At 55.2% G+C, this 22365-nt stretch carries 23 protein-coding genes; 20 read left to right on the forward strand and 3 right to left on the reverse strand.

Annotated elements, in window-relative coordinates:
* Positions 1 to 37 precede the first annotated feature (37 nt).
* From FKCLFG_RS04425 to FKCLFG_RS04435, 3 genes are all read left to right on the forward strand, one after another.
* Positions 38 to 592: a DUF488 domain-containing protein gene (locus FKCLFG_RS04425; RefSeq protein ID WP_472615017.1), complete on the forward strand. Its 555-nt coding sequence runs from the start codon at positions 38 to 40 to the stop codon at positions 590 to 592.
* A gap of 179 nt (positions 593 to 771) precedes the next feature.
* Positions 772 to 1188: a nucleotidyltransferase substrate binding protein gene (locus FKCLFG_RS04430; protein ID WP_472615018.1), complete on the forward strand. Its 417-nt coding sequence runs from the start codon at positions 772 to 774 to the stop codon at positions 1186 to 1188.
* Positions 1185 to 1493, forward strand: coding sequence for a nucleotidyltransferase family protein (locus tag FKCLFG_RS04435; RefSeq protein WP_472615019.1), 309 nt, complete (start codon positions 1185 to 1187; stop codon positions 1491 to 1493). Before FKCLFG_RS04430 ends, FKCLFG_RS04435 begins: the two co-directional genes overlap by 4 nt.
* A gap of 131 nt (positions 1494 to 1624) precedes the next feature.
* Here FKCLFG_RS04435 and FKCLFG_RS04440 read toward each other — a convergent pair whose 3' ends face one another.
* Complete coding sequence (locus FKCLFG_RS04440) at positions 1625 to 2788, reverse strand: MFS transporter (protein ID WP_472615020.1); 1164 nt, start codon at positions 2786 to 2788, stop codon at positions 1625 to 1627.
* A gap of 237 nt (positions 2789 to 3025) precedes the next feature.
* Between FKCLFG_RS04440 and FKCLFG_RS04445 the strand changes: the two genes are divergently transcribed.
* From FKCLFG_RS04445 to FKCLFG_RS04495, 11 genes are all read left to right on the forward strand, one after another.
* Positions 3026 to 3499, forward strand: a complete 474-nt coding sequence (locus tag FKCLFG_RS04445) for a gamma-glutamyl-gamma-aminobutyrate hydrolase family protein (RefSeq protein ID WP_472615021.1) — start codon at positions 3026 to 3028, stop codon at positions 3497 to 3499.
* A 91-nt stretch (positions 3500 to 3590) separates the two neighbouring features.
* On the forward strand, positions 3591 to 4961 hold the full coding sequence (locus FKCLFG_RS04450) for a glutamine synthetase family protein (protein WP_472615022.1): 1371 nt from the start codon (positions 3591 to 3593) through the stop codon (positions 4959 to 4961).
* Between the two features lie 288 nt (positions 4962 to 5249).
* Positions 5250 to 6695: an aspartate aminotransferase family protein gene (locus FKCLFG_RS04455; RefSeq protein WP_472615023.1), complete on the forward strand. Its 1446-nt coding sequence runs from the start codon at positions 5250 to 5252 to the stop codon at positions 6693 to 6695.
* 345 nt (positions 6696 to 7040) lie between these two features.
* A complete protein-coding gene (locus FKCLFG_RS04460) occupies positions 7041 to 7280 on the forward strand; it encodes a ChaB family protein (protein WP_472615024.1) in 240 nt (79 codons plus the stop codon).
* A gap of 74 nt (positions 7281 to 7354) precedes the next feature.
* The gene (locus FKCLFG_RS04465; RefSeq protein WP_472615025.1) at positions 7355 to 7489 is read left to right on the forward strand and encodes a hypothetical protein; all 135 of its coding nucleotides are present in this window, start codon (positions 7355 to 7357) and stop codon (positions 7487 to 7489) included.
* 85 nt (positions 7490 to 7574) lie between these two features.
* Positions 7575 to 7733 carry a hypothetical protein gene (locus FKCLFG_RS04470; RefSeq protein ID WP_472615026.1) on the forward strand — a complete coding sequence of 53 codons (159 nt, stop codon included), beginning with the start codon at positions 7575 to 7577 and terminating at the stop codon, positions 7731 to 7733.
* Positions 7734 to 8250: 517 nt separating this feature from the next.
* A complete protein-coding gene (locus FKCLFG_RS04475) occupies positions 8251 to 9744 on the forward strand; it encodes an aldehyde dehydrogenase (RefSeq protein WP_472615027.1) in 1494 nt (497 codons plus the stop codon).
* A 234-nt stretch (positions 9745 to 9978) separates the two neighbouring features.
* Complete coding sequence (locus FKCLFG_RS04480) at positions 9979 to 10794, forward strand: ABC transporter substrate-binding protein (protein ID WP_472615028.1); 816 nt, start codon at positions 9979 to 9981, stop codon at positions 10792 to 10794.
* A gap of 224 nt (positions 10795 to 11018) precedes the next feature.
* Positions 11019 to 12476: a Ppx/GppA phosphatase family protein gene (locus FKCLFG_RS04485; RefSeq protein ID WP_472615029.1), complete on the forward strand. Its 1458-nt coding sequence runs from the start codon at positions 11019 to 11021 to the stop codon at positions 12474 to 12476.
* A 146-nt stretch (positions 12477 to 12622) separates the two neighbouring features.
* Positions 12623 to 13138, forward strand: coding sequence for a hypothetical protein (locus FKCLFG_RS04490; RefSeq protein WP_472615030.1), 516 nt, complete (start codon positions 12623 to 12625; stop codon positions 13136 to 13138).
* Between the two features lie 167 nt (positions 13139 to 13305).
* On the forward strand, positions 13306 to 14073 hold the full coding sequence (locus tag FKCLFG_RS04495; RefSeq protein ID WP_472615031.1) for a GNAT family N-acetyltransferase: 768 nt from the start codon (positions 13306 to 13308) through the stop codon (positions 14071 to 14073).
* A gap of 203 nt (positions 14074 to 14276) precedes the next feature.
* On the opposite strand, the gene FKCLFG_RS04500 is transcribed toward FKCLFG_RS04495, so the two are convergent.
* The gene (locus tag FKCLFG_RS04500; RefSeq protein WP_472615032.1) at positions 14277 to 14735 is read right to left on the reverse strand and encodes a SixA phosphatase family protein; all 459 of its coding nucleotides are present in this window, start codon (positions 14733 to 14735) and stop codon (positions 14277 to 14279) included.
* A 2-nt stretch (positions 14736 to 14737) separates the two neighbouring features.
* A complete protein-coding gene (ppk1, locus tag FKCLFG_RS04505; RefSeq protein ID WP_472615033.1) occupies positions 14738 to 16837 on the reverse strand; it encodes a polyphosphate kinase 1 in 2100 nt (699 codons plus the stop codon).
* Between the two features lie 223 nt (positions 16838 to 17060).
* Here ppk1 and pstS point away from each other — a divergent pair, with 223 nt between their 5' ends.
* The 6 genes from pstS (at position 17061) to FKCLFG_RS04535 (ending at position 22359) form a co-directional block, all read left to right on the forward strand.
* On the forward strand, positions 17061 to 18113 hold the full coding sequence (gene pstS / locus FKCLFG_RS04510) for a phosphate ABC transporter substrate-binding protein PstS (protein ID WP_472615034.1): 1053 nt from the start codon (positions 17061 to 17063) through the stop codon (positions 18111 to 18113).
* A gap of 218 nt (positions 18114 to 18331) precedes the next feature.
* Positions 18332 to 19264: a phosphate ABC transporter permease subunit PstC gene (gene pstC, locus FKCLFG_RS04515; protein ID WP_472615789.1), complete on the forward strand. Its 933-nt coding sequence runs from the start codon at positions 18332 to 18334 to the stop codon at positions 19262 to 19264.
* Positions 19261 to 20121: a phosphate ABC transporter permease PstA gene (gene pstA, locus FKCLFG_RS04520; protein WP_472615035.1), complete on the forward strand. Its 861-nt coding sequence runs from the start codon at positions 19261 to 19263 to the stop codon at positions 20119 to 20121. The genes pstC and pstA overlap by 4 nt, the downstream gene beginning before the upstream one ends.
* 18 nt (positions 20122 to 20139) lie before the next feature.
* Positions 20140 to 20925 (forward strand): phosphate ABC transporter ATP-binding protein PstB, encoded by a 786-nt coding sequence (gene pstB / locus FKCLFG_RS04525; RefSeq protein WP_472615036.1) that lies wholly within the window; start codon positions 20140 to 20142, stop codon positions 20923 to 20925.
* Positions 20926 to 20959: 34 nt separating this feature from the next.
* Positions 20960 to 21664 carry a phosphate signaling complex protein PhoU gene (gene phoU, locus FKCLFG_RS04530; RefSeq protein ID WP_472615037.1) on the forward strand — a complete coding sequence of 235 codons (705 nt, stop codon included), beginning with the start codon at positions 20960 to 20962 and terminating at the stop codon, positions 21662 to 21664.
* A gap of 5 nt (positions 21665 to 21669) precedes the next feature.
* Complete coding sequence (locus FKCLFG_RS04535) at positions 21670 to 22359, forward strand: response regulator (protein WP_472615038.1); 690 nt, start codon at positions 21670 to 21672, stop codon at positions 22357 to 22359.
* The last annotated feature ends 6 nt before the right edge of the window (positions 22360 to 22365 follow it).

Here is a 22365-nt window from a genome sequence, read left to right on the forward strand (position 1 = left end):
TGGCGCGCAAACCAGCGCCGGGCAAAGGAGCTCGTGCGTGAGCAATGCTAATGCGCTAACGGTCTGGACTATCGGCCATTCGACGCATACGCTGGATGATTTTCTGGCGCTGTTGGCGCAGTACCGGATCGAGGCGGTGGCGGACGTGCGCAGCTTTCCTGGCTCGCGCCGCTATCCGCACTTTGGCCGGCTCGCGTTGGAAGCTAGCCTGACCCAACATCAGCTTGAATATCACTGGCTGCCGGCGCTCGGCGGACGTCGCCGGCCGGTTCCGGATTCGCCCAATACCGCCTGGCGCAATATCAGTTTTCGCAGCTACGCCGATTATATGCAGACGCCGGAATTCGCCGCGGGCCTCGATCAGTTTCTGGAACTTGCGCAGCGTTTGCGCACCACCCTTATGTGCGCGGAATCCCTGTGGTGGCGCTGTCACCGCTCGATGATCGCCGACGCCCTGCGCGCCCGCGGCATCGACGTGATGCATATCCTCGATGCGAAACACAGCACGCTCCATCCCTGGACTGAGCCGGCGCGCATCGTGGACGGCAAGTTGACCTATATAACTGCGGAAAACGACGCGCCGTTGCTGTGATCCCTCTGTCCGGTAAAAACGCAGATTGGCGCAAGTCTGCTGGCACATTCCGAATCGGCAGGCAAAGCAGGTATGTCTTGGCAGACGGCCTAGTAGAATGTGATGCATCGTTGCAGCATTAGAAAAATTGATAATTTTATATGCGTCGGCGCACCCACCACCTAACGCAATGGATTGATATGAATTTGCAACTTGACCTCTCGTCGCTGGTAAATGCCTTGTTGCGTCTGGAGGAAGCGCTGCAAGCGCATGGCGCTACGCCGGAGAACACGTTGTATCGTGATGCGACAATTCAGCGCTTTGAATTCAGTTACGAGCTATCCCACAAAATGCTCAAGCGTTATCTGGAAATGGCATCGCCCAATCCGGCCAGCATCGATGAGATGGCATTCCCCGATATGATCCGTAGCGCCAGCGAGCAGGGCTTGCTGCGCAGCGGTTGGGATCGCTGGAAGGACTATCGCAAGGCGCGCAGCATCACCAGTCATACCTATGATGAAGAAAAAGCCAAACAGGTGATGACCATCGTTCCCGACTTCCTGCAAGAAGCGCGTGCATTGCTGGGCGAACTCCAAAAAAGGGGTAAAAACGCATGAGTTCCATGCCTGATATAGACATCACCCCGGCGCAGTGGGTCAGCATATCCACCATCTTGCAGCGTCACGTATCGGGCCAGCCGATCTGGGCATTCGGCTCCCGCGCCACCCGCAGCGCCAAGCCCTACTCGGACCTCGATCTGGCGATCATCGGCGAACAGCCTTTGTCAATCGCGCTGCTGGCCGCACTGGAGCATGATTTCACCGAATCCGACTTGCCGTTCAAGGTGGATGTGATCGACTGGGCAACCACAAGCGAGGGATTTCGCGGGATCATTGCGCGAGATCGCGTGGTGTTGAAATGATACGTAGGAAACTGCAGGCCAAACGCACATGGCGCATATCGAAATTATTTATAAAATATCGGAGTATGCATAAAAACACTGTAATTTACGCATGATACACATGCGCATATAAAATATACTGGCACAAATAACTAAGTCCGCGCCAGTTTCTTGGCGATGAAGGCCGGGCGCTGTTCCCACAGCAGGCTGGCCACGAAAGTTGCTGCTCCCAGCCACAATACGACCACCAGCGCATTGACGTTGATGCTTTCCATTAAGGCTCCGGTCAGCAGCGGTCCGCCGCTGCCGGAGACGCCCCAGGTGGCGTTGATGATGGCGGTGGCGGCGACCAGGCGCTGGCCGGAAAAGCGTTCGCCGCAGGCCACCAGCGACAGCACATAGATGCCGCCAACAGCGCCGCCCAACACATACAGCAGGGTCCACCACAACCATGGCAGCGTGACTGCAAACGGCATCAGCGGCAGCAGCAGGCAGACGACTAATCCGCATCCCATATGGACGCGAGCACGGCCGGCGTGGTCGGCCAGCCAGCCGAGCGGGAACTGTAAGGTGGTGTTGCCGATCAACATCACGCTAGCAGACAGTAGCGCCTGTTCGACCGGAACCCCATGGCGCATCCCGAACAGCGGCAGCAGGCTTAGCGCCAGCGCATCGAACAGCGCGAAGAAGGCGGTGCCGAGGATGATCACGGGCATGCGCGGAGCGACGATTTTCCAGTCGGCCTTGTGCTCGTCGTCGATGATGTGGCTGCGGTTGGACATCAGCGCCAGGCCCGGAATCGATAGCAGAAACAGTGCGCCGCAAGCCGCGAAGGGCCAGGCAATCCGGCCTGAAAGCAGCGCCACCAAAGCCGGGCCGATCAGCTGGAACAGCGTGAAAGTGGTGGCATACAGCGCCAATACCCGCCCGCGCGAGCCATCCGGCGCCAGCTTGTTGACCCAGGCTTCGCCGACGGTAAACAGCACGCCCAGAGCTGCGCCGAAGATGAAGCGCAGTGCGCTCCAGTAGATCAGGTCGGTGCTGGTTTGCATCAGCACAGTGGCCAGCGCGGCAATTGCCACCGCGCCGATCATGCTGTTGCGCGGCCCGAAGCGCGCCACCCAGCCCGCCACGAACGGCACCACCGCCAAGATGCCGAGCGCGCCCAGCGCCGTCATCAGGCCGACGATATGGTTGCCCAGGCCGCGCTGATCGAGCGTTAAGGCGGTCAGCGGCAAGGTTGCGCCGAGGCCCAGGCCGACCACGGCCACGCTGACGGTGAGCGCCAGAAAATCCCGCCACGGCAGCGTCTTCATGGCCGCGCCCCGTGAGCGGCAGGCTGGCCGAACGCGAAAAAGTCAGCCAGTGCCAGAGTCGCTTCTGGCAGATCGGTAGTCGGATGATTGATTGTCAAGGGATGTAAAGTGCTTCTGTCGATAGGATAAAAGTGGTGTTGGCGGTTTCATGCAATCCAGCCCGGGATAATTTTAACAGCGCTGGACGGCGGCACTTGCATGCTCCTTCTCTCCCTGCCTCTCCCACAAGCGAATCGCATGGCGATTCGGGCACCAGGAAAAGTCATGCCAGGAGAGCATACAAGAGGAGCAAAACAGTGGATTGCCAGTTGGTGCGCTGCAAAACGTTTTGTTGTGACAAATTTCTACCAGCCGCGTTATGCTGATTTTCCTGATGCTTTTATGGATCGTGTTATGGATTGCGTTAAGTCCATCCCACTCGTCATCGTTCCTGCTTGCACCCTGCAGCAAGGCGCACATCCTAGCTATGTCGCGCAAATGAAATATGTCGATGCGGTATTGACCGGCGCTACTTGCCTGCCTTTGATTTTGCCTGCGTTGGGCGCGCGTATCGACTGGGATGCTCTGTTGTCTGCGGTCGATGGCGTGATGCTCACAGGATCGCCGTCCAATGTGCATCCCAGCCATTTCGGCCAGAGTGTCTTTGATGCTGCATTCGGCGCAGCTTGCCGGCAATACCAGTCGCAGAGATGCGCGCAAGTTGATTTATGAATATACCTAAGTAGTGCAGGCACGGAGCCTGCACTACTTGAAATACATAATATGAAATACATAAAATAGTTAAGCAACGATGGAGGCAGTTATGTCGATACGTGAAAACTTTTCTTATACGGATATGGATCTGTGGCTCAACGAAAAACGGGTTACGGAAATTGAATGTCTGGTGCCGGATTTGACCGGTGTGGCGCGCGGCAAGATTCTGCCGCGTGGAAAATTTACCCAGGAGCGCGGCATGCGTATCCCGGAAGCGGTATTAGGGATGACGGTGACCGGCAACTATCCGGTGGACGACGGGCCGTATGATCGCGCCATTTCATCGACCGACCGCGACATGATCCTGAAGGCGGACCCGACCACCATCACGATGGTGCCGTGGGCGGTCGATCCAACCGCGCAGGTGATTCACGACTGTTTTTTTGCCGATGGCATGCTGGTCGACTTCGCGCCGCGTTCGGTGCTGCGCCGGGTCCTGAAATTGTATGCGGACAAGGGCTGGAGGCCGGTGGTGGCGCCCGAGCTGGAGTTTTATCTGACCGCCAAGAATACCGATCCCGATTTGCCTTTAAAGCCGCCGGTCGGACGCAGCGGCCGCGCCGAAACCAGCCGCCAGGTCTACAGCATCGACGCAGTCAACGAGTTCGATCCCTTGTTCGAAGATATTTACGATTACTGCGAATTGATGAATCTGGACGTCGATACGCTGATCCACGAGATCGGCGCCGGCCAGATGGAAATCAACTTCCTGCATGGCGACCCGCTGGGCCTGGCCGACAAGGTGTTCTTCTTCAAGCGCACCCTGCGCGAAGCGGCGCTCAAGCATGATATGTACGCCACTTTCATGGCCAAGCCGATGACGGGCGAGCCGGGTTCGGCGATGCATGTGCATCAGAGCGTGGTGGACGCCCAGACCGGCCTGAATATTTTCAGCAATCAGGACGGTTCGGCGGCACCCATCTTCAAGCATTACATCGGCGGCCTGCAGCGCTACATGCCGGCGGCGATGGCGATCGTCGCGCCGTATGTCAATTCCTATCGCCGCATCGTGCGTCATACCGCAGCGCCGATCAACATCCAGTGGGGCCAGGATAACCGTACCGTCGGTTTCCGCGTGCCGGAATCCGGGCCGCAGGATCGGCGCGTAGAGAACCGGATCATCGGCGCCGACGCCAATCCTTATCTGGCGTTGGCGGTGACACTGGCATGTGGTTATCTGGGCATGACCGAGCAACTGGAACCGACTCCGATCACGGTCGGCAGCGCCTACGATCTGAAATTCGAGCTGCCGCAAGGCTTGCCGGAGGCGCTGCAATTATTGCGCGCGGAAGACAAGCTGCGCAGCGTGCTGGGCGAACGCTTCATCGATGTCTATTCGGCCATCAAGGATCTGGAGCACGCGGAATTCATGCAGGTGATCAGCCCTTGGGAACGCGAACATTTGTTACTGCACGTTTAAGGTAAATATTCGCTACGCGAGGACCGCTTGGTCCCCTCTCCCGGCATGGCTTTTCCTGGTGCCCGAATCGCCATGCGATTCGCTTGTGGGAGAGGGTTAGGGAGAGGGTCTTAGCAAAAATTGCGGCCGCATTATGTGGCAATACAATCAAGGTTAAGCCTTGTTTTGACCACCTTCGTTCTTGCGAGCACCCTCTCCCCAGCCCTCTCCCGCGCGCGGGAGAGGGGGCAGTCTAGTAACCATTTAAGACCCTATTGAAGCTATTACATCAAAAATTTCAGGTAAATCATGCATACAAAAACACTCGCCCCAACGGCCATCGTCGCACCTGCTGCAACCCGGCAGCACGCGCAATACAACACCAAGGCAATCCAGCAGTTGGATTCCGCCCATTTTTTGCATCCATTTACCGACCACAAGGATCTGGCCAGCCGCGGCGCCCGCGTGATGGTCAAGGGCGACGGCATCTACCTCTGGGATTCCGAAGGCAAGCGCAGCCTGGACGGCATGTCCGGCCTGTGGTGCGTCAATGTCGGCTACGGCCGCAACAGCATTGCGGACGCGGCCTATGCCCAGATGCAGCAACTGCCTTTCTATAACAGTTTCTTCAACACCACCAACATTCCGGCGGTGGAACTGGCCCACGCACTGGTCGAGATTTCTCCGCCGCAGTTCAATCATGTCTTTTTCACCAACTCCGGATCGGAAGCCAATGACACCAACGTGCGCATGGTGCGGCGTTACTGGGATTTGATGGGATGCAAAGACCGACACGTGATCATCAGTCGCCACAACGCGTATCACGGCAGCACGATGGCAGGCGCTTCGCTCAGCGGCATGTCCGCGATGCACGAGCAGGGCGGTTTGCCGATTCCGGGCATAGTCCACATCGGCCAGCCGTACTATTTGGAAGGCGGCAAGGGCATGACGCCGGAAGAATTCGGCTTGAAAGCGGCTTCCTGGCTGGAAGAAAAAATTCTTGAGGTGGGTCTGGATAAAGTGGCTGCTTTCATCGGCGAGCCGGTGCAGGGCGCCGGCGGCGTCATCATCCCGCCCTCGACGTACTGGCCGGAGATTCAGCGCATCTGCGACAAGTACGGCATCCTGCTGATCGCCGACGAAGTCATTTGCGGCTTCGGCCGTCTGGGGCACTGGTTCGGCTCGGAATACTTCGGCATCAAGCCGGATTTGATGACTTTTGCCAAGGGCGTGACATCCGGTTATATCCCGCTGGGCGGCGTGCTGGTGGGGGATCGTGTGGCCGATGTATTAATCGAGAAGGGCGGCGATTTCAATCATGGCTTCACCTATTCAGGCCATCCGGTCGCCTGTGCCGCCGCACTGGAAAATATCCGCATCATTCGCGCAGAGAAGCTGATCGAAAAAGTCCGCGCAGAAACCGGCCCTTATCTGAAGCAGCAATTCGAAGCGCTGGCCGATCATCCGCTGGTCGGCATGGCGGAGGCCTGCGGCTTCGTCGCCGGACTGGTGTTGGTCAAGGAAAAAGGCGCGACCATTTTTGACGCGGTTCCCTTCCCGAAAGAAGTGGACATCGGCATGGTGTGCCGTGGCCACATGTTCGACAACGGCATGATCATGCGCGCAGTAGGGGGCCGCATGATTATTGCGCCGCCGCTGGTGATGACGAAAGCGCAAATCGACGAAATGGTCGCTTTGATCCGGTTCTGCCTGGATGCGACTTTGGCGGATTTGACAGCGCGCGGTTTGCGCTGAAATACTGCATGCAGGTTTGATAAAATTTTCTGCTGCGGCTGGGAAGGCACACTCCACGAAAAACAGGCTAGGTGGCAGTTGCTTGTTGTCAGTGTCTTTCTTTCCCGAGGATGCCCGTAGACAGATCAACAGTTAAGTGCGAGATATCCGCCCAAAGGCGGTCAGTACATGCCGATTGATGGGTGCAAGCGGTATGGTATTGCGCGCTCCTCACTCCGGCATGGGGTTTGCTTATATACAGTATGTGGGACAGAGTTACTGTAGCGGCAAAAGAGGTTGACGGCGTGAAATCAATCAGCAATCAACGCAATGTCAAAGCACCAGCCCGAAGCTCAGGGAGCAACCATGCCCTACCATAATTTAAGTGATTTACCAGACAGCGTGCGCAATCATATGCCCGGCCATGCTCAAGAAATTTACAAGGAAGCCTTCAATCACGCATGGCAGGAATATGCCGACAGCGAGCAGCGACGTGAAGATGCGTCACGCGAAGAAACCGCCCATAAAGTCGCATGGGCAGCCGTAAAACGGAGTTATCAAAAAGACGATAAAACCGGCAGGTGGAAACCGAAACCGAAAAATTGAACTGTGCGCTGGTGGGAATATTGGTTGTAGCGAGGCCAAACGTGAATTCGTAGTCGCCACAAGATCATTCTGCTATGTTGTCATCCACCTTAAAATTCGCCAATTCGAAGCGCGAAGTCGATCTTGGCAGTGGTATTCCCAAGATTGAATTGCTGCGCTTTTATGCGGTTTTTGCGGCTATCCCTTGGGATGGCATGGAGGTTGCATAGATTGTGGCCGACGCCGTTTATCGCTGCGTTCACGTGGCTTTGCCGTCGGTGAAGTCTCATTTTATTCATTATTAGGAGCGTTGCCATGAATGCCCCCACTGAAAAGCATAAGGATCTGCCAAGCACCCCAAAGCAGGATGCGAAATCGGATGAACATAAACAACACGAGTCAAAGAGCAAACAACAAGATACCAAGAGCGGCCAGCAGAAAAAAGGTTCCGACACCCACCATAAGGGCAGTTAATTTTATCTGACCAAGGCGCGGGCTAGCTGCCCGCGCTTTTTTATTGTCCCTGACGCAAACAAATTGTATTTTTTACATTGTCTCTGTAATTTTTACCATTTTTGCATCGTTGAGTCCGTTCGCAATTGTTTCCCATATCATTTAGGATTTCCGCAAATATTGTGGGTTGTAGTAATAGTGCAGGCCTCCAGTTTTGCACCGGGCTGCAGACACGGAAGTCTGCACTGCTTGATTTTGCGTAGGAATTACGTCTGCCGTGAAGTTAAAAAAAATTTCAAGACATTCACCTCCTTAACATTGCAGCCTGCCAATTGATGCCCGCCGCGTCCGCCACCTCAAGGTCAGACTTCGGCATCGTTCAGAATATCCACATTCCGCGCTAGCCATTCTTCGAGGCAGCACCGGCACCAACGCCTACGTGATAGTGTCAAGCTTATGTGAGCCTGTGAGCGCATGCGCCAGAAACAAGTTTCGGTTGGACTACTTAATTAACAATTCAAGCTTAAGGAGCAGCAACATGCAAAAACAAAAAACAGATTGGCATGCGCAAGCAGCCGCCATGCAATTCAACGGCCGTGCTTTCATCAACGGCGAGCGGCTGGCGGCGCAATCGGGCGCTACTTTCGAATGCCTGTCGCCGGTGGATGGCCGCAAACTCACCGATGCGGCGCGTTGCGACGCGGCCGATGTCGATGCAGCGGTGCTTGCAGCCCGTGCGGCTTTTGACGATCGGCGTTGGGCCGGTCTGGCGCCTGCTGCGCGCAAACGCATCCTGATCAAGTTTGCCGATCTGATGCTGCAGCACCGCGATGAACTGGCGCTGCTGGAGACGCTCGACATGGGCAAGCCGATCAAGTACAGCCGCAGCGTGGATGTGCCTGCCGCCGCCAACTGCATCCGCTGGTACGGCGAAGCGATAGACAAGATTTATGACGAAATCGCCCCTACCGCCGACACCGCCTTAGCGCTGATTACGCGTGAGCCGGTCGGCGTGGTGGCTGCCATCGTGCCGTGGAATTACCCGATGATGATGGCGTCATGGAAGATTGCGCCGGCGTTGGCAGCGGGCAACAGCGTGGTACTCAAACCTTCCGAAAAATCGCCATTGAGCGCGTTGCGGCTGGCTGAAATCGCGCTGGAAGCCGGCATTCCGGCCGGCGTTTTCAATGTCGTGCCGGGTTACGGCCATGAAGCCGGCAGCGCGCTGGCGTTGCACATGGATGTCGATTGCATCGGCTTCACCGGCTCCACCAAAGTCGGCAAGCTGATTTTGCAATACGCCGGCCAATCCAATCTGAAACGCGCCTGGACCGAGCTGGGCGGCAAATCGGCCAACATCGTCTGCGCCGATTGCCCCGATCTGGATGCGGCGGTGAAAGCATCGATCGGTTCGATCTACTTCAATCAGGGCGAGAGCTGCAACGCGCCTTCGCGCCTGTTCGTGGAAGAATCGATCAAGGCGGAATTTCTGGCCCGTGCAGTGGCCATGCTGCCGCATTTCCAGCCCGGCGATCCGCTCGATGAAGCCACCGTGATGGGCGCGATTGTCGACAGCATCCAGCTTAAAACCGTGCTCGGTTATATCGCATCCGGCCAGGCCGAAGGCGCCAAGCTGCTGTCCGGCGGCACGCAGCAGCGCAGCGAATCCGGCGGCTATTACGTCGCGCCAACCTTGTTCGACGAGGTGAACAGCAGCATGAAAATCGCCCGCGAAGAGATCTTCGGGCCGGTGCTGTCGGTGATCGGCTTCACGGACTTGAATGACGCGATCCGCCAGGCCAATGCCACCACCTACGGCTTGCATGCGGCGGTCTGGACAGCGGATATCAACAAGGCGATCCAGACGTCGCGCGCGTTGCGTGCCGGCACCGTGCATGTGAATTCCTACGACGAGGACGACATCACGGTGCCGTTCGGCGGCGTCAGGCAATCCGGCAATGGGCGCGACAAATCGCTGCACGCGCTGGAAAAATACACGGAACTGAAGACCACCTGGATTCACATCGGCTAATGCGCATTGGCGCATTGGCACATTGCGGGCCAGACTTTTGGCCGCGTAGATAAAACCTGCATCACTCTTGTGTTGCAGGTTTTATGTTTTATGCCAGTATTTTTATAGACGCTTTATTTGTATGCGAAAAAGGCATTATTTTCGCCTATACTCACGTTTATATTTGACGCTGAAACCGGCGCTGATGTAAGCATAAACACCAAATTTTTTTAAACCACTGCACAGGACCGTTCCATGTTGCGTCGTCACGTTTTACGTTTTTCCATAGCACTTGCCTTGGCTCCGTTTTTGACCGGATTCGCCGCAGCGCAGGAAGTCATCAAACTGTCCACCACTACCAGCACGGAAAATTCCGGCTTGCTGGCCTACTTGCTGCCGCAATTCGAGGCCAGCACCCACACCAAAGTGCATGTGATCTCGGTCGGCACCGGCAAGGCGCTGGAGCTGGCGAAAAACGGCGATGTCGATGTGACGCTGGTGCATGCGCGGCCTTCCGAAGACAAGTTCATTGCCGCGGGATATGGCGTGAACCGGCGTGACGTGATGTACAACGATTTCATCATCGTCGGGCCGGAAAACGACCCGGCCGGCATCCGGGGCAGCCAGGACGTGATCGGCGCAATGAAGAAGATAGTCGATAGCAAAGCCAAGTTCATCTCGCGCGGCGACAACTCCGGCACCGATCAGATGGAAAAAAACTACTGGAATGATGTCGGCGTCAAGCCGCAAGCGCCATCGTATATTTCTGCCGGTCTCGGCATGGGCGAAGTCCTGACCATGGCGGCGCAATTGCAAGCCTATACCCTGACCGACCGCGCAACCTATGGCGCATATCGGGCCAAAACCGGCTTGGCGGTGGCGGTGCAGGGCGACCCGAAAATGTTCAATCCCTACGGCATCATTGCAGTCAATCCTGCCCGATACAAAGACATCAATTACAAAGGGGCAATGCTGCTGATCAACTGGATCACGTCAGCCGAAGGGCAAAAGAAAATTGCCGATTTCAAAGTCGATGGGCAACAGTTGTTTTACCCTTCAGCAACGAAATAATAGCCGGGAAAATTTCTGGCAGCGCGGTCCGTTGTCATCAAATCGTCATATGGTGCGATTACAGTGAATGGCGTGGGCGATAGTCTCGGCTATCACTGTATATTGACGCTTTATTTCACGAAAATACCGCCGGAATCCCGTTGCATCCAGGATGCAGCGGCTATATTCGCGGCCTGTTTGTCTTTGGCCGGGGTTCGGTACGCGATTGAATACGAGAGGGTTGCATGTTTGCTGCAGTAGATTTGGGTTCGAATAGTTTTCGCCTGCATATCGGTGTGCATGACGGCGAGACGATACGTGTGGTCAAGAGTTCGCGCGAGCCGATTCGCTTCGCCGCTGGCCTGGACCAGAATGGCTTTTTGAGCGAGCAAGCGATGCAGGGCGCGATAGAAACTCTGCGCCGTTTTAACGCCGTATTGGCGGCTTTTCCGCTGCATGCGATCAGGGTGGTGGCGACCAATACTTTTCGGATCGCCAAAAATGCGGCCGATTTTTTGCCGCTGGCGGAGCAGGCGATCGGATATCCGATAGAGATCATTTCCGGCGAAGAAGAAGGACGCCTCATATACATGGGCGTCGCATGCTCGGTGTCGGTCGCCAGCGAGCGACGGCTGGTGCTCGACATCGGCGGCGGCTCCACCGAGCTGATTCTGGGACGCGGCCCCGACATCGAACATGTCGAGTCATTCGGCATCGGCACTGCCAAGCAAAGTCTGGTATTTTTTCCTAGCGGCAGCATCGATGCTGTGACTTTCGATGCTGCGATACTTTCCGCCCGCAGCCATTTCGAAGATGCCGCGCCGCCCTATCATCCCGACAATTGGTCAGTTGCCTACGGCTCTTCCGGCACCATGCGGGCGATTTCGGATGCGATCCTGAAGAACGGCCTCGGCGACGGTGCGCTGTCGCATGCCAATCTGGACGCTTTGCGGCAGCGCCTGATTGCGTTTGGCAGTGTCGACAAGATTGATCTGATCGGCTTGAAGCCGGAGCGCGCGGCAGTGCTGGTGGGCGGGTTGTCGATTTTGATCGGCGTAATTCAGGAGCTTGGCATCTCCAGCCTGCAGCCGATTGCAGCCGGGCTGCGCATGGGCGTCATGTGGGATTTGTATTTGCGCTCCACCCGGCGCGATCGGCGCGAGCAAACGGTGCGCGATTGCCTGCAACGCTTTCATGTGGTGGAAAAGCGCGCCAACAGCGTCGCCGCCATCGCGGTCACTCTGTACCGGCAACTGAAGCCGGCGTCTGACGCCCTCGGCAAGCAGCTCTACTGGAGCGCGTTGCTGCATGAGGTTGGCCTGGCGGTGTCGCAAACCGATTATCACAAGCACGGCGCTTACCTGATCGAACATGCTGATTTGCCCGGCTTTACGACCCGCGAGCAAAAGCTGATGAGCCGTTTGATTCTGGCGCAAAAGGGCAATCTGCGTAAAGTCAGCGAGGTTTTATCCAATCCGGATTCGGCCAAGGCGGTATTGGCGCTACGTCTGGCGGTCATATTCATGCATTCGCGCATTGATTTGGACGTAAGCAGCTTGCGCCTGAAGATGAAAAACCGGATCGAACTGGAGCTGCGCCGTGACTGGATCGCGAGCCATCCGACCATTTTGTACTGGATGGAAAAAGAAATCGATTGCTGGGAAGATGTCGACATCGATTTCGTTATCAAGCGCACTGCGTGACACCTAATCTCTAGCCCCTCTAGCCCTCTATCTCTCTAGTCTTTAATTCCGCGGGCGTTCCAATGCGGCGTCCGGGGAGTAATTTAATTCTTGCATAATCCTATTTAATTTTATATATTATTTATACTATTTATTGGAGTATGAAAATGAACAAGAATCCTGTGCCAAAATCAGAGAACGCTGCAACTCCTGTTGCAGAAAAACCGGCGCCAGTCGTAGTCAAGGCAGCAACTGCTGCAGCGCCGTCCAAGACGGCTGCGGTGGTCAAAGTAACGCGCGTTGGCAAGCCGCCAGTCGCTACAAAAGCAGTTGTAAAACCAGTCGTAAAAAAGGCTGTAGCCCCCAAGGTCGTCAAAAGCACCGTGGCAAAAGTTGCCGCATCCGCAGTCAAGCAGCCGGCAGTTGCCAAGCCTGTGGTCGTAGCCAAGGAAAAAGCTAAAAAATCCAAGCTGGTCAGGGATAGCTTCACCATGCCGGAAGATGAATTCGCCGTTCTGGGTAAGGTCAAAAAAGCATCGCTCAAAGCTGGCTTCGATGTCAAGAAAAGCGAATTGTTGCGCATCGGCGTGGCGCTGGTCGATCAGCTGAGCGTGGCCCAATTGCAGAGCGCATTGGCTGGCCTGATGCCATTGAAGGCGGGGCGGCCGAAGAAAGACAAGTAATCCATCTGCGCAGAAAAGTAAGCAACACTACGCCGGGGCAATCGCCCCGGTTTTTTATGCATCGCAGTCAACAATTCTGTGCGCATGTCACGCAATCGACATGCAGCCGTCATGGCACGGAAATATTCCGCAGTTACGCTCTGCTTGTCTCCAATACAAGGGCGAACATGCGATTACTGACAATTCCTGCCGATGCGAACCCGCATTTTTCAAAACTGACATTAAGCCTTGCCACCAGCCCGGCCGAGGTGCGCGAAGTGCAGCGCTTGCGCTACAAGATTTTCATCAAGGCCATGGGGCTGACGACGCTGGTCAATCCGGAAGGTCTGGATCAGGATGAGTTCGATGCGTTCTGCGACCACCTGATTGTGCGCGACGGCAAAACCCTCAAGGTGGTCGGCACTTACCGCGTGCTGAGTGCCGATGCGGCACGCCGGATTGGGCGTTTCTATTCCGAGCAGGAGTTCGACCTCAGCCGGCTGGCGCATTTGCGCGGCCGCATGGCCGAAGCCGGGCGCGCCTGCATTCATCCCGATTATCGCAGCGGCGGCGTCATCATGTTGCTGTGGGCGGGGCTGGCCGCGTACATGCGCCGTGAACGTTGCGATTACCTGATTGGCTGCGCCAGCGTTAGCCTGACCGATGGCGGTCATAACGCAGCCGCGCTGTATCACGCGCTCACCGAACGCAATCTGGCGCCGCCCGAATATCGGGTAACACCACACCTGCCGTTTCCGACTGAAGAGCGCGAGGCAGGTCACGCGCCGGTTATCCCACCGCTATTGAAAGGCTATCTGCGCAGCGGCGCCTGGGTCTGCGGCGAACCGGCCTGGGACCCCGATTTTCACTGCGCCGACCTGTTCCTGCTGTTGCCGCTGGATCGGCTCGATGGCCGTTATGCGCGCCATTATCTGAAAGAGACGGATGCGTTGTGACGTCTTTCTTTCAGGCGGCCGGTCGTAGTGGCGGGTTTGGAGCCCGCCACTACGATGCCAACACGTTCATGGTGTGCTTAAAGATTAGAATGATGTTATTAAGTGCGGGAGTATATTAAATAATGGTGCCATTGCCGCATATATACATGGGTATCTTAAAAATACACATCAATGCACATAAAAATGTCATGCAATATTCATGATTATTTCAGCACCAGCTCCGGCGCCATTACAGCGCGCACATAAGTCTGGCTGAGGTCGTCCCGCATTTTTTGCGCAATCCACCAGACGCTGCCTTTGCGGATCGGCCAGTCTTGTTCGGCGCCGGTTATGAGCAGGGCTGCCAACTGGCCCAGGCTGGGCTGGTGGCCGATGATCAGGACCGGTTCGCGGCCTTGCGGCCAGTTTGCTGCAGCCAGTATTTTTTTCGCAGTGGTGCCGGGCGCGAGTTCGGCGCTGAGTTTGAATGGGCGTCCCAGCACTTCGGCGGTCTGGCGGGTGCGAGCGGTTGGGCTGACCAGAATTTTGCAGCCGCTGGGCAGGGTGCTATCGAGCCACTCGGCCATTTTCGCTGCCTGTTTGCGGCCTTTGCCGGTCAGAATACGATCCGCATCGGGCTCGCCCGGTTCAGCTTCTGCGTGACGCCACAGGATCAGTTCCATCATCAACCCTCATCAATTGCAGTGTGCGATCCCAGCGTTTGCATCAGGAATTGCTGGGCGCAAAAGTGGGCTTGTTTGGGGCGTGGTTTCTTGCGGTGGTAAGCGCCGCTGGAGCTCAGTTCCCACGCATTTACATTGTCTTTCAGGTAGGGACGCAAGCCTTCGGATATCACGCGTTTCTTGAGCGCCTTGTCATATATCGGGAATGCGACCTCGATACGGCGCAGCAGGTTGCGGTTCATCCAGTCGGCGCTGGCCAGATAGACGTTGTGCTCTAGATCATTGCGGAAATAATAAATGCGGCTGTGTTCCAGGAAGCGGCCGATGATCGAGCGCACCTTGATGTTGTCCGACAGGCCGGGCACGCCGGGTTTCAGCGCGCAGGCCCCGCGCACGATCAGGTCGATCTTGACGCCGTCGGTGGAGGCCGCATACAGCGCGCGGATTACCGGTTCATCGACCAGTCCATTCATCTTGGCGATGATGTGCGCCGGCCGGCCTTCGCGGGCAATTCTGGCCTCATTGCGAATCGCGCCGATGATGTTTTTTTGCAGTGAAAACGGCGCCAGCCATAGATGTTTCATGCGTTTCGGCACGGTCAGGCTGGTCAGGTGCATGAATACTTCGTTGACTTCGGTGCCGATTTCAGGGTGCGCGGTCAACAGGCCGAAATCGGTATACAGCCGGGTGGTTTTCGAATGGTAATTGCCGGTGCCGAGATGGGTGTAAGTGCGCAGTACGCCTTTTTCGCGGCGGATCACGAGCGCCAGCTTGGCGTGCGTTTTCAGCCCCACCACGCCATACACTACTTGTGCACCGGCTTGTTCCAGCTGATCGGCCCAGTTGATGTTGGCTTCTTCATCGAAGCGCGCCATCAGTTCGACGATGACGGTAACCTCCTTGCCCAGCCGGGCCGCAGTAATGAGCGCCTGCATCAGATCGGAATCCATGCCGGTGCGATAGATGGTTTGCTTGATGGCCAGCACATCGGGGTCCTGCACCGCGCACCGGATGAAGTCGATCACGGTCTGAAAGGTCTGGAACGGATGGTGCAGCAGCACATCCTGTTTCTTGAGCAGGGTGAAAATGTCGCCGTTGGACGGCAGCGGCGACTGTCCCGGAAAAAAAGGCGGAAAGCGCAGGTTCGGCGCTTGGGCGTGATCAATCAATTCTGACAGGCGCACCATGTTGACCGGCCCATCCACTGCATACAAACGGCTGTGATGCAGCGAAAACTGGTTCAGCAAAAACTGCGACAGATATTCAGGACAGTTTTTCGCCACTTCGAGCCGGACCGCGGCCCCGAACTGGCGGCTTTGCAACTCGCCTTTCAGGGCTTGGCGCAGATTTTTGACTTCTTCCTCGTCAACCCACAGATCACTGTCGCGCGTAACGCGAAATTGCGAGTAAGCCAGCACTTCGCGGCCGGTAAACAGATCCTCGATATGGGCATGAATAATGGAGGACAACAGGCAGAAGGTGATGCCGCCGCCGGACAGCGCTTGCGGCAATTCGATCACGCGCGGCAGTACCCGCGGCGCTTTCACGATGGCAACCGCGGTGCCGCGGCCAAACGCATCCTTGCCGGACAGTGAAATGATGAAATTCAGGCTCTTGTTAACAACTTGCGGGAATGGATGCGCCGGATCAAGCCCGATGGGTGTCAGCAATGGCCGTACTTCGCGTTCGAAATAGGCTTTTATCCAGGCCCGTTGCGCATCATTGCGCTCATTATGGCGCAGCAGACGGATGCCGTTTTTGGACAGTTCCGGCAACACCGCGTCATTGAGAATCGTATATTGATGTTGCACCAGTTGGTGGCATTCAGCACTGATGCGATCCAGTGAAGCCAGCAGGCTGGGATGTTCGGTGAGGACACCATCGATGCTGTTCTGCGCCAGGATACTGGCCACCCGGACTTCAAAGAACTCATCCATATTGCTGCTGACGATACACAAATAGCGCAGGCGTTCCAGCAGTGGCACGCTGCTGTCTTCAGCCTGGGCCAGCACGCGCCGGTTGAAGGCGAGCAAAGACAATTCGCGGTCAAGATAGACGCTGCTATTGGCATAAGGGGCAATGATGGCAAGACTGGACTTCATATTTTTTTTATTCATCGTTACACGGAAGCAATGGTAAAAATTTGGATAAATGAGTAGGTTAAGATTCTGGCAGTGTAGAGAGCTAATATGACAAGTTAATGACGAATTGACCTTAATATTAATGCCGCCTGGAAATATATCAAATAAATACTTCGCGTCATAAAGATGTCATAAATGTTCGGTAGAGTTCAGCCTGTCACATTTTTTACACAACGGAGCTGTCATGAATCTGAACAAACTCATTAAATCAGTAGTGCTTACAGCAGTCACAGCAGTCTCGGCAATGACGTTCTCTACCGTAGTGGCAGCCGATATCACAGGCGCCGGTGCAACTTTCCCGTATCCGATTTATGCAAAATGGGCCGAAGCTTACAAAGCGGCTACCGGCAACAGCCTGAACTATCAGTCGATTGGTTCCGGTGGCGGCATCAAGCAGATCAAGGCAAAAACTGTCAACTTCGGCGCTTCTGATATGCCCCTTAAATTTGAGGACATGGAAGCGGGAGGATTGATGCAGTTTCCTGCCATCATGGGCGGCGTTGTACCTATCGTCAACTTGCCAGGTGTCACTCCAGGGCAATTGAAAATGACTTCCGATGTTCTTGCGAAGATTTATCTCGGCAAGATTGTCAAATGGAACGCGCCTGAAATCGTTGCGATCAACGCAGGGGTGAAACTTCCGGATCAAGACATTACTGTAGTGCATCGTTCAGATGGTTCCGGCACGACATTTGTATGGACTGATTTCCTCTCCAAGACCAATGCCGACTTTAAAGCGGTGGTTGGCGCTGGTACTGCCGTTAAATGGCCTGCCGGTGTCGGCGGCAAAGGCAATGAAGGCGTTGCAGCCAACGTGCAACGTATCAAAGGCACGATTGGCTACGTAGAGTATGCATACGCGAAGAAGAATAAGATTGCGCATACCCAGGTAAAGAACCGTGACGGTCAATTCGTGCAACCTGACGATGCGAGTTTCAAGGCCGCAGCAGCGGGCGCTGATTGGGTGAAGACGCCAGGCATGTCGGTTCTGCTGACGAATCAGCCTGGTAAGGCAAGCTGGCCTATCACTAGCGCATCATTCATCATCATGCACAAAGCGCAAGCAGACGCAGGTCGTGCGAAAGAAGTATTGAAGTTTTTCGACTGGTCATATAAAAATGGCGGCGCGATGGCTACAGAACTTGGCTATGTGCCGATGCCTGCTCCAGTCGTCAAGCTGGTCAATGACGCCTGGAAAACACAACTGAAGGACGGTTCCGGCAAGGCAGTTTGGTAAGATAGTAATATTTGAATAGCTGCCGGCCGCCGGTTGTTAATAAGCATCCGGCGGTCGGCCGCTATTCTATCCCCCACTTCGGGATGTCATATGATCGCAGTCTTTTTTAAATACCCCAACCCATGAGCGCAAACATGAATGCCTTTTCGGATCGAGTTTCGCAACAAAATGGTGAAGCCAGTGATGGTCATATATTCAGCAAGGCGCTGAAGGCCACGATGCGCAAGCAGCGGCTTCAGGACTTTTTCTTCCATAAATTGACACTCTTGTTTGCCCTGAGTGTCTTGTTCGTTTTGATGGGCATTATCGTTTCGTTGATGATTGGCGCCTGGCCGGCTTTGCATGAATTCGGGCTGCCTTTCGTTACCAGCATCGAGTGGGACCCGGTCAATGATAAATACGGCGCTCTGATCGCTATCTCCGGCACTCTTGTTACTTCATTGATCGCACTGTTGATCGCGTTTCCGATCAGCTTCGGCATTGCCCTGTTCCTGACGGAAATCTGCCCGGCGTGGTTGAAGCGTCCATTGGGTACGGCAGTCGAGTTGCTGGCCGGAGTGCCCAGCATCATTTACGGTATGTGGGGCATGTTCATCTTTGCACCCATATTTGCCGACTATATTCAGCCGGCGCTGGCCAATACACTGGGGAAATTGCCCGTTATCGGCGAGTTGTTCAAAGGCCCGATGATGGGGATCGGCATGCTGGCCGCGGGTTTGATTCTGGCGATCATGATCATTCCCTTCATTGCCTCGGTGATGCGCGATGTATTTGAAACGGTGCCGCAGGTATTGAAAGAATCCGCCTATGCGCTCGGCTGCACCAAATGGGAAGTGGTGCGCAATGTTGTTTTGCCCTATACCCGGATTGGCGTGGTTGGTGCCGTGATGCTGGGCCTCGGCAGGGCGCTTGGCGAGACGATGGCGATTACCTTCGTGATCGGCAATGCGCACAAATTATCATGGTCTCTGTTTGCCGCGGGCAACAGCATCGCGTCCACTCTGGCAAACGAGTTCGCAGAAGCTGAGTCGGTTTTGCATGTGTCGTCGCTCTACGCTCTGGGCCTGATCCTGTTTGTAATCACCTTCATCGTGTTGTCAGCCGCTAAATTAATGTTGATGGGCATGTCCCGAAAAGAGGGGGTGAAATGAAAAATCCCGAGATGAATCCGGTGTATCGCCGGCGCTTGTGGACTCACCGAGTCGGCATAGCACTGTCGTTTTTCGCGATGGCGATCGGCTTGTTTTTCCTGATGTGGATCTTGCTGACCTTAGTCATTAAAGGCGTGGGCGGAATTGATCTGGCTATGTTCACACACACCACTCCCGCTCCCGGCAGCGAAGGCGGTGGTTTGATGAACGCGATTATCGGCAGCCTGTTAATGGTGGGCGCCGCCGCTTTCGTCAGCACCCCAATTGGTATTCTGGCGGGCATTTACTTGGCTGAATACGGAGAAGTCAGCTGGTTCGCCCAAATCACGCGCTTCGTCACCGATATCATGTTATCGGCACCGTCGATTGTGATCGGCCTGTTCATTTATGCAATTTATGTCGCCAACGTGCATCATTTCTCCGGTTGGGCCGGTAGTTTCGCGATGTCTCTGATTGCAGTTCCAGTGGTTGTGCGCACCACCGACAATATGCTTAATCTGGTCCCTACCAGCCTGCGCGAAGCAGCGTTTGCTCTTGGTGCACCGCGCTGGAAGGTGGCGACATCGGTGCGCCTGCGCGCGGTAAAGGCGGGGGTTGTGACCGGTATATTGCTGTCAATTGCACGGATCTCCGGCGAAACCGCACCGTTGCTGTTTACTGCGTTGAATAACCAGTTCTATAGCGCGAACATGAACGCTCCGATGGCCAATTTGCCGGTCGTGATTTACCAGTTTGCCATGAGCCCGTACGATAACTGGCGCTCGTTGGCCTGGGGCGGCGCGCTACTGGTGACATTTAGTGTTCTGGGCTTGAATATCCTGTCGCGCACCTTGTTTAATCAGAAAATCCAGCATTAACTTTCCACAGTGATCGATATGCATAATCAAACGTCTGTGAGCATGAACCCAAAAACGACTATCGGAATTTCTGACCTGAATTTTTTTTATGGCGCTTTTCAAGGCTTGAAAAATATCAATTTGAATATTCATGAAAAGAAAGTGACTGCCTTTATCGGTCCTTCCGGCTGCGGCAAATCGACTTTGCTGCGCACGCTGAATCGCATGTACGACCTGTATCCAGGGCAGCGCGCCGAAGGCAAGATCATGTATCACGGCAGCAATATTCTGGATCAGGGACAGGATGTCAACATGCTGCGCGCCAAAGTCGGCATGGTGTTCCAGAAGCCGACACCATTCCCGATGTCGGTCTATGACAACATTGCCTTCGGGGTGCGCTTGTATGAAAACCTGTCCAAAGGTGCGCTGGATGAACGGGTCGAATGGGCTCTGAAAAAAGGCGCAATCTGGGATGAGGTCAAGAACCAGCTGAACAAAAGCGGTCTTAGTCTGTCAGGCGGCCAGCAGCAGCGGCTGTGCATTGCGCGCGGAGTGGCGGTCAAGCCGGAGGTGCTGCTGCTGGATGAGCCGACCTCGGCGCTGGACCCGATTTCTACCGCCAAGATTGAAGAACTGATCAATGAACTGAAGGAGGATTACACGATTGCCATCGTCACTCACAACATGCAGCAGGCGGCGCGCATCTCTGACTACACTGCATACATGTATCTGGGCGAGTTGGTCGAATTCGGCGAGACGGATCAGATATTCATGAATCCGGCGAAGACGGAAACGCAAGATTACATTACCGGCCGTTTTGGCTAATCCCTGCATCTATTAAAACTACAAGGAGAAAATGATGCCAAGTGTGCATTCTTCCAAACAATATGATCTGGAGCTGGAAACGATGCAGTCCCAGGTACTGGCAATGGGCGGTTTGGTCGAGAGCCAGTTCCACGATGCGATGGCATGTTTTCGCAGCGGCGATATGGCGCAGGCTGAACAGGTCATCAAGGGCGATGCTGCGGTCAATCAGCTTGAAGTTGCCCTGGATGATGCCTGTAGTCGTTTGATCGTACGGCGTCAGCCAACTGCCAACGATCTGCGCATCGTCATGTCGACGGTCAATATCATTACCGATCTGGAGCGAATCGGCGACGAATCCAGCAAAATTGCCCGAGCCGCCAAGAGCATCAATGAACGTGGTGCAGCGATTCTGAATCACTTTGAGACCGTACGCGTAATCGCCGCCAGCACCAGCGCCATGTTGCATGATGCGCTTGATGCACTCGCACGCCTGGATGAGAAACAGGCGATTCAGATCATTGCGCAGGATGATGGCGTCGATTACGAGTTCCGTTCCATCATGCGCAATCTGGTTACTTTCATGATGGAAGATCCGCGTACGATTTCGGTTGCGCTCGATACCCTATGGGTTGCCAAGGCGATAGAGCGAATCGGCGATCACGCTAAAAATATTGCCGAATATGTCATTTACATCGTTGAAGGCAAGGATATTCGGCATACCGATTACGCTGCTGCCAATAAGGATAGCGCAGGGTAAGCATTATGGCGGTCGATAAAATATCCATTCTGGTGGTGGAAGATGAGCCTGCAATTGCGGAACTACTGGTTTTCACTTTGCGCTCCGCTGGCTGGAGCCCGGTAGTGGTGCGCAGTGTTGCGGATGCCTGGGAGTTTCTGCAGAAAAACACGCCGCAAATGATCTTGCTGGACTGGATGCTGCCCGACCAGAGCGGCTTGCGGCTGCTTTCCCGGGTGCGCGCCGAGCGCCAGTGGAATGGCTTGCCGATCATCATGCTGACGGCCAAAACCATGGAAGAAGATAAGATCGCCGGGCTCGATCACGGGGCCGATGATTACATCACGAAGCCATTTTCTCCGCGCGAACTGACTGCGCGCATCAATGCCATGCTGCGGCGCAAAAGCCCTGAACATGCGCAGAGCATGATGGCGATTGATAATGTGATGCTCGACCCGCTGAGTTGCAGCGTCAGCATCCTTGGACAAAAAATCGAGATCGGGCATGCTGAATACAAGCTGCTGAAGTTTTTCATGGCGCACCCGGAGCGGGTTTTTTCCAGGAGTCAATTGCTCGACAATGTATGGGGTGACCATGCCGTTATTGAAGAGCGTACCGTCGATGTGCATGTGCTGCGGCTGCGCAAGGTTCTGAAAGGTGCAGAGCATTTGATCAAGACCGTGCGTAGCGTAGGTTATATGCTGACCGAAAAATGAGTATCC

It is taken from the genome of Gelidimonas denitrificans (genome assembly GCF_055694065.1).

Bases quoted from the DNA above. Each gene is read 5' to 3' on its own strand.
- FKCLFG_RS04430 (WP_472615018.1), top strand. From the start codon at position 772: ATGAATTTGCAACTTGACCTCTCGTCGCTGGTAAATGCCTTGTTGCGT.
- FKCLFG_RS04435 (WP_472615019.1), top strand. From the start codon at position 1,185: ATGAGTTCCATGCCTGATATAGACATCACCCCGGCGCAGTGGGTCAGC.
- FKCLFG_RS04440 (WP_472615020.1), bottom strand. From the start codon at position 2,788: ATGAAGACGCTGCCGTGGCGGGATTTTCTGGCGCTCACCGTCAGCGTG.
- FKCLFG_RS04445 (WP_472615021.1), top strand. From the start codon at position 3,026: ATGGCGATTCGGGCACCAGGAAAAGTCATGCCAGGAGAGCATACAAGA.
- FKCLFG_RS04450 (WP_472615022.1), top strand. From the start codon at position 3,591: ATGTCGATACGTGAAAACTTTTCTTATACGGATATGGATCTGTGGCTC.
- FKCLFG_RS04455 (WP_472615023.1), top strand. From the start codon at position 5,250: ATGCATACAAAAACACTCGCCCCAACGGCCATCGTCGCACCTGCTGCA.
- FKCLFG_RS04460 (WP_472615024.1), top strand. From the start codon at position 7,041: ATGCCCTACCATAATTTAAGTGATTTACCAGACAGCGTGCGCAATCAT.
- FKCLFG_RS04465 (WP_472615025.1), top strand. From the start codon at position 7,355: ATGTTGTCATCCACCTTAAAATTCGCCAATTCGAAGCGCGAAGTCGAT.
- FKCLFG_RS04470 (WP_472615026.1), top strand. From the start codon at position 7,575: ATGAATGCCCCCACTGAAAAGCATAAGGATCTGCCAAGCACCCCAAAG.
- FKCLFG_RS04475 (WP_472615027.1), top strand. From the start codon at position 8,251: ATGCAAAAACAAAAAACAGATTGGCATGCGCAAGCAGCCGCCATGCAA.
- FKCLFG_RS04480 (WP_472615028.1), top strand. From the start codon at position 9,979: ATGTTGCGTCGTCACGTTTTACGTTTTTCCATAGCACTTGCCTTGGCT.
- FKCLFG_RS04485 (WP_472615029.1), top strand. From the start codon at position 11,019: ATGTTTGCTGCAGTAGATTTGGGTTCGAATAGTTTTCGCCTGCATATC.
- FKCLFG_RS04490 (WP_472615030.1), top strand. From the start codon at position 12,623: ATGAACAAGAATCCTGTGCCAAAATCAGAGAACGCTGCAACTCCTGTT.
- FKCLFG_RS04495 (WP_472615031.1), top strand. From the start codon at position 13,306: ATGCGATTACTGACAATTCCTGCCGATGCGAACCCGCATTTTTCAAAA.
- FKCLFG_RS04500 (WP_472615032.1), bottom strand. From the start codon at position 14,735: ATGGAACTGATCCTGTGGCGTCACGCAGAAGCTGAACCGGGCGAGCCC.
- ppk1 (WP_472615033.1), bottom strand. From the start codon at position 16,837: ATGAAGTCCAGTCTTGCCATCATTGCCCCTTATGCCAATAGCAGCGTC.
- pstS (WP_472615034.1), top strand. From the start codon at position 17,061: ATGAATCTGAACAAACTCATTAAATCAGTAGTGCTTACAGCAGTCACA.
- pstC (WP_472615789.1), top strand. From the start codon at position 18,332: ATGCGCAAGCAGCGGCTTCAGGACTTTTTCTTCCATAAATTGACACTC.
- pstA (WP_472615035.1), top strand. From the start codon at position 19,261: ATGAAAAATCCCGAGATGAATCCGGTGTATCGCCGGCGCTTGTGGACT.
- pstB (WP_472615036.1), top strand. From the start codon at position 20,140: ATGCATAATCAAACGTCTGTGAGCATGAACCCAAAAACGACTATCGGA.
- phoU (WP_472615037.1), top strand. From the start codon at position 20,960: ATGCCAAGTGTGCATTCTTCCAAACAATATGATCTGGAGCTGGAAACG.
- FKCLFG_RS04535 (WP_472615038.1), top strand. From the start codon at position 21,670: ATGGCGGTCGATAAAATATCCATTCTGGTGGTGGAAGATGAGCCTGCA.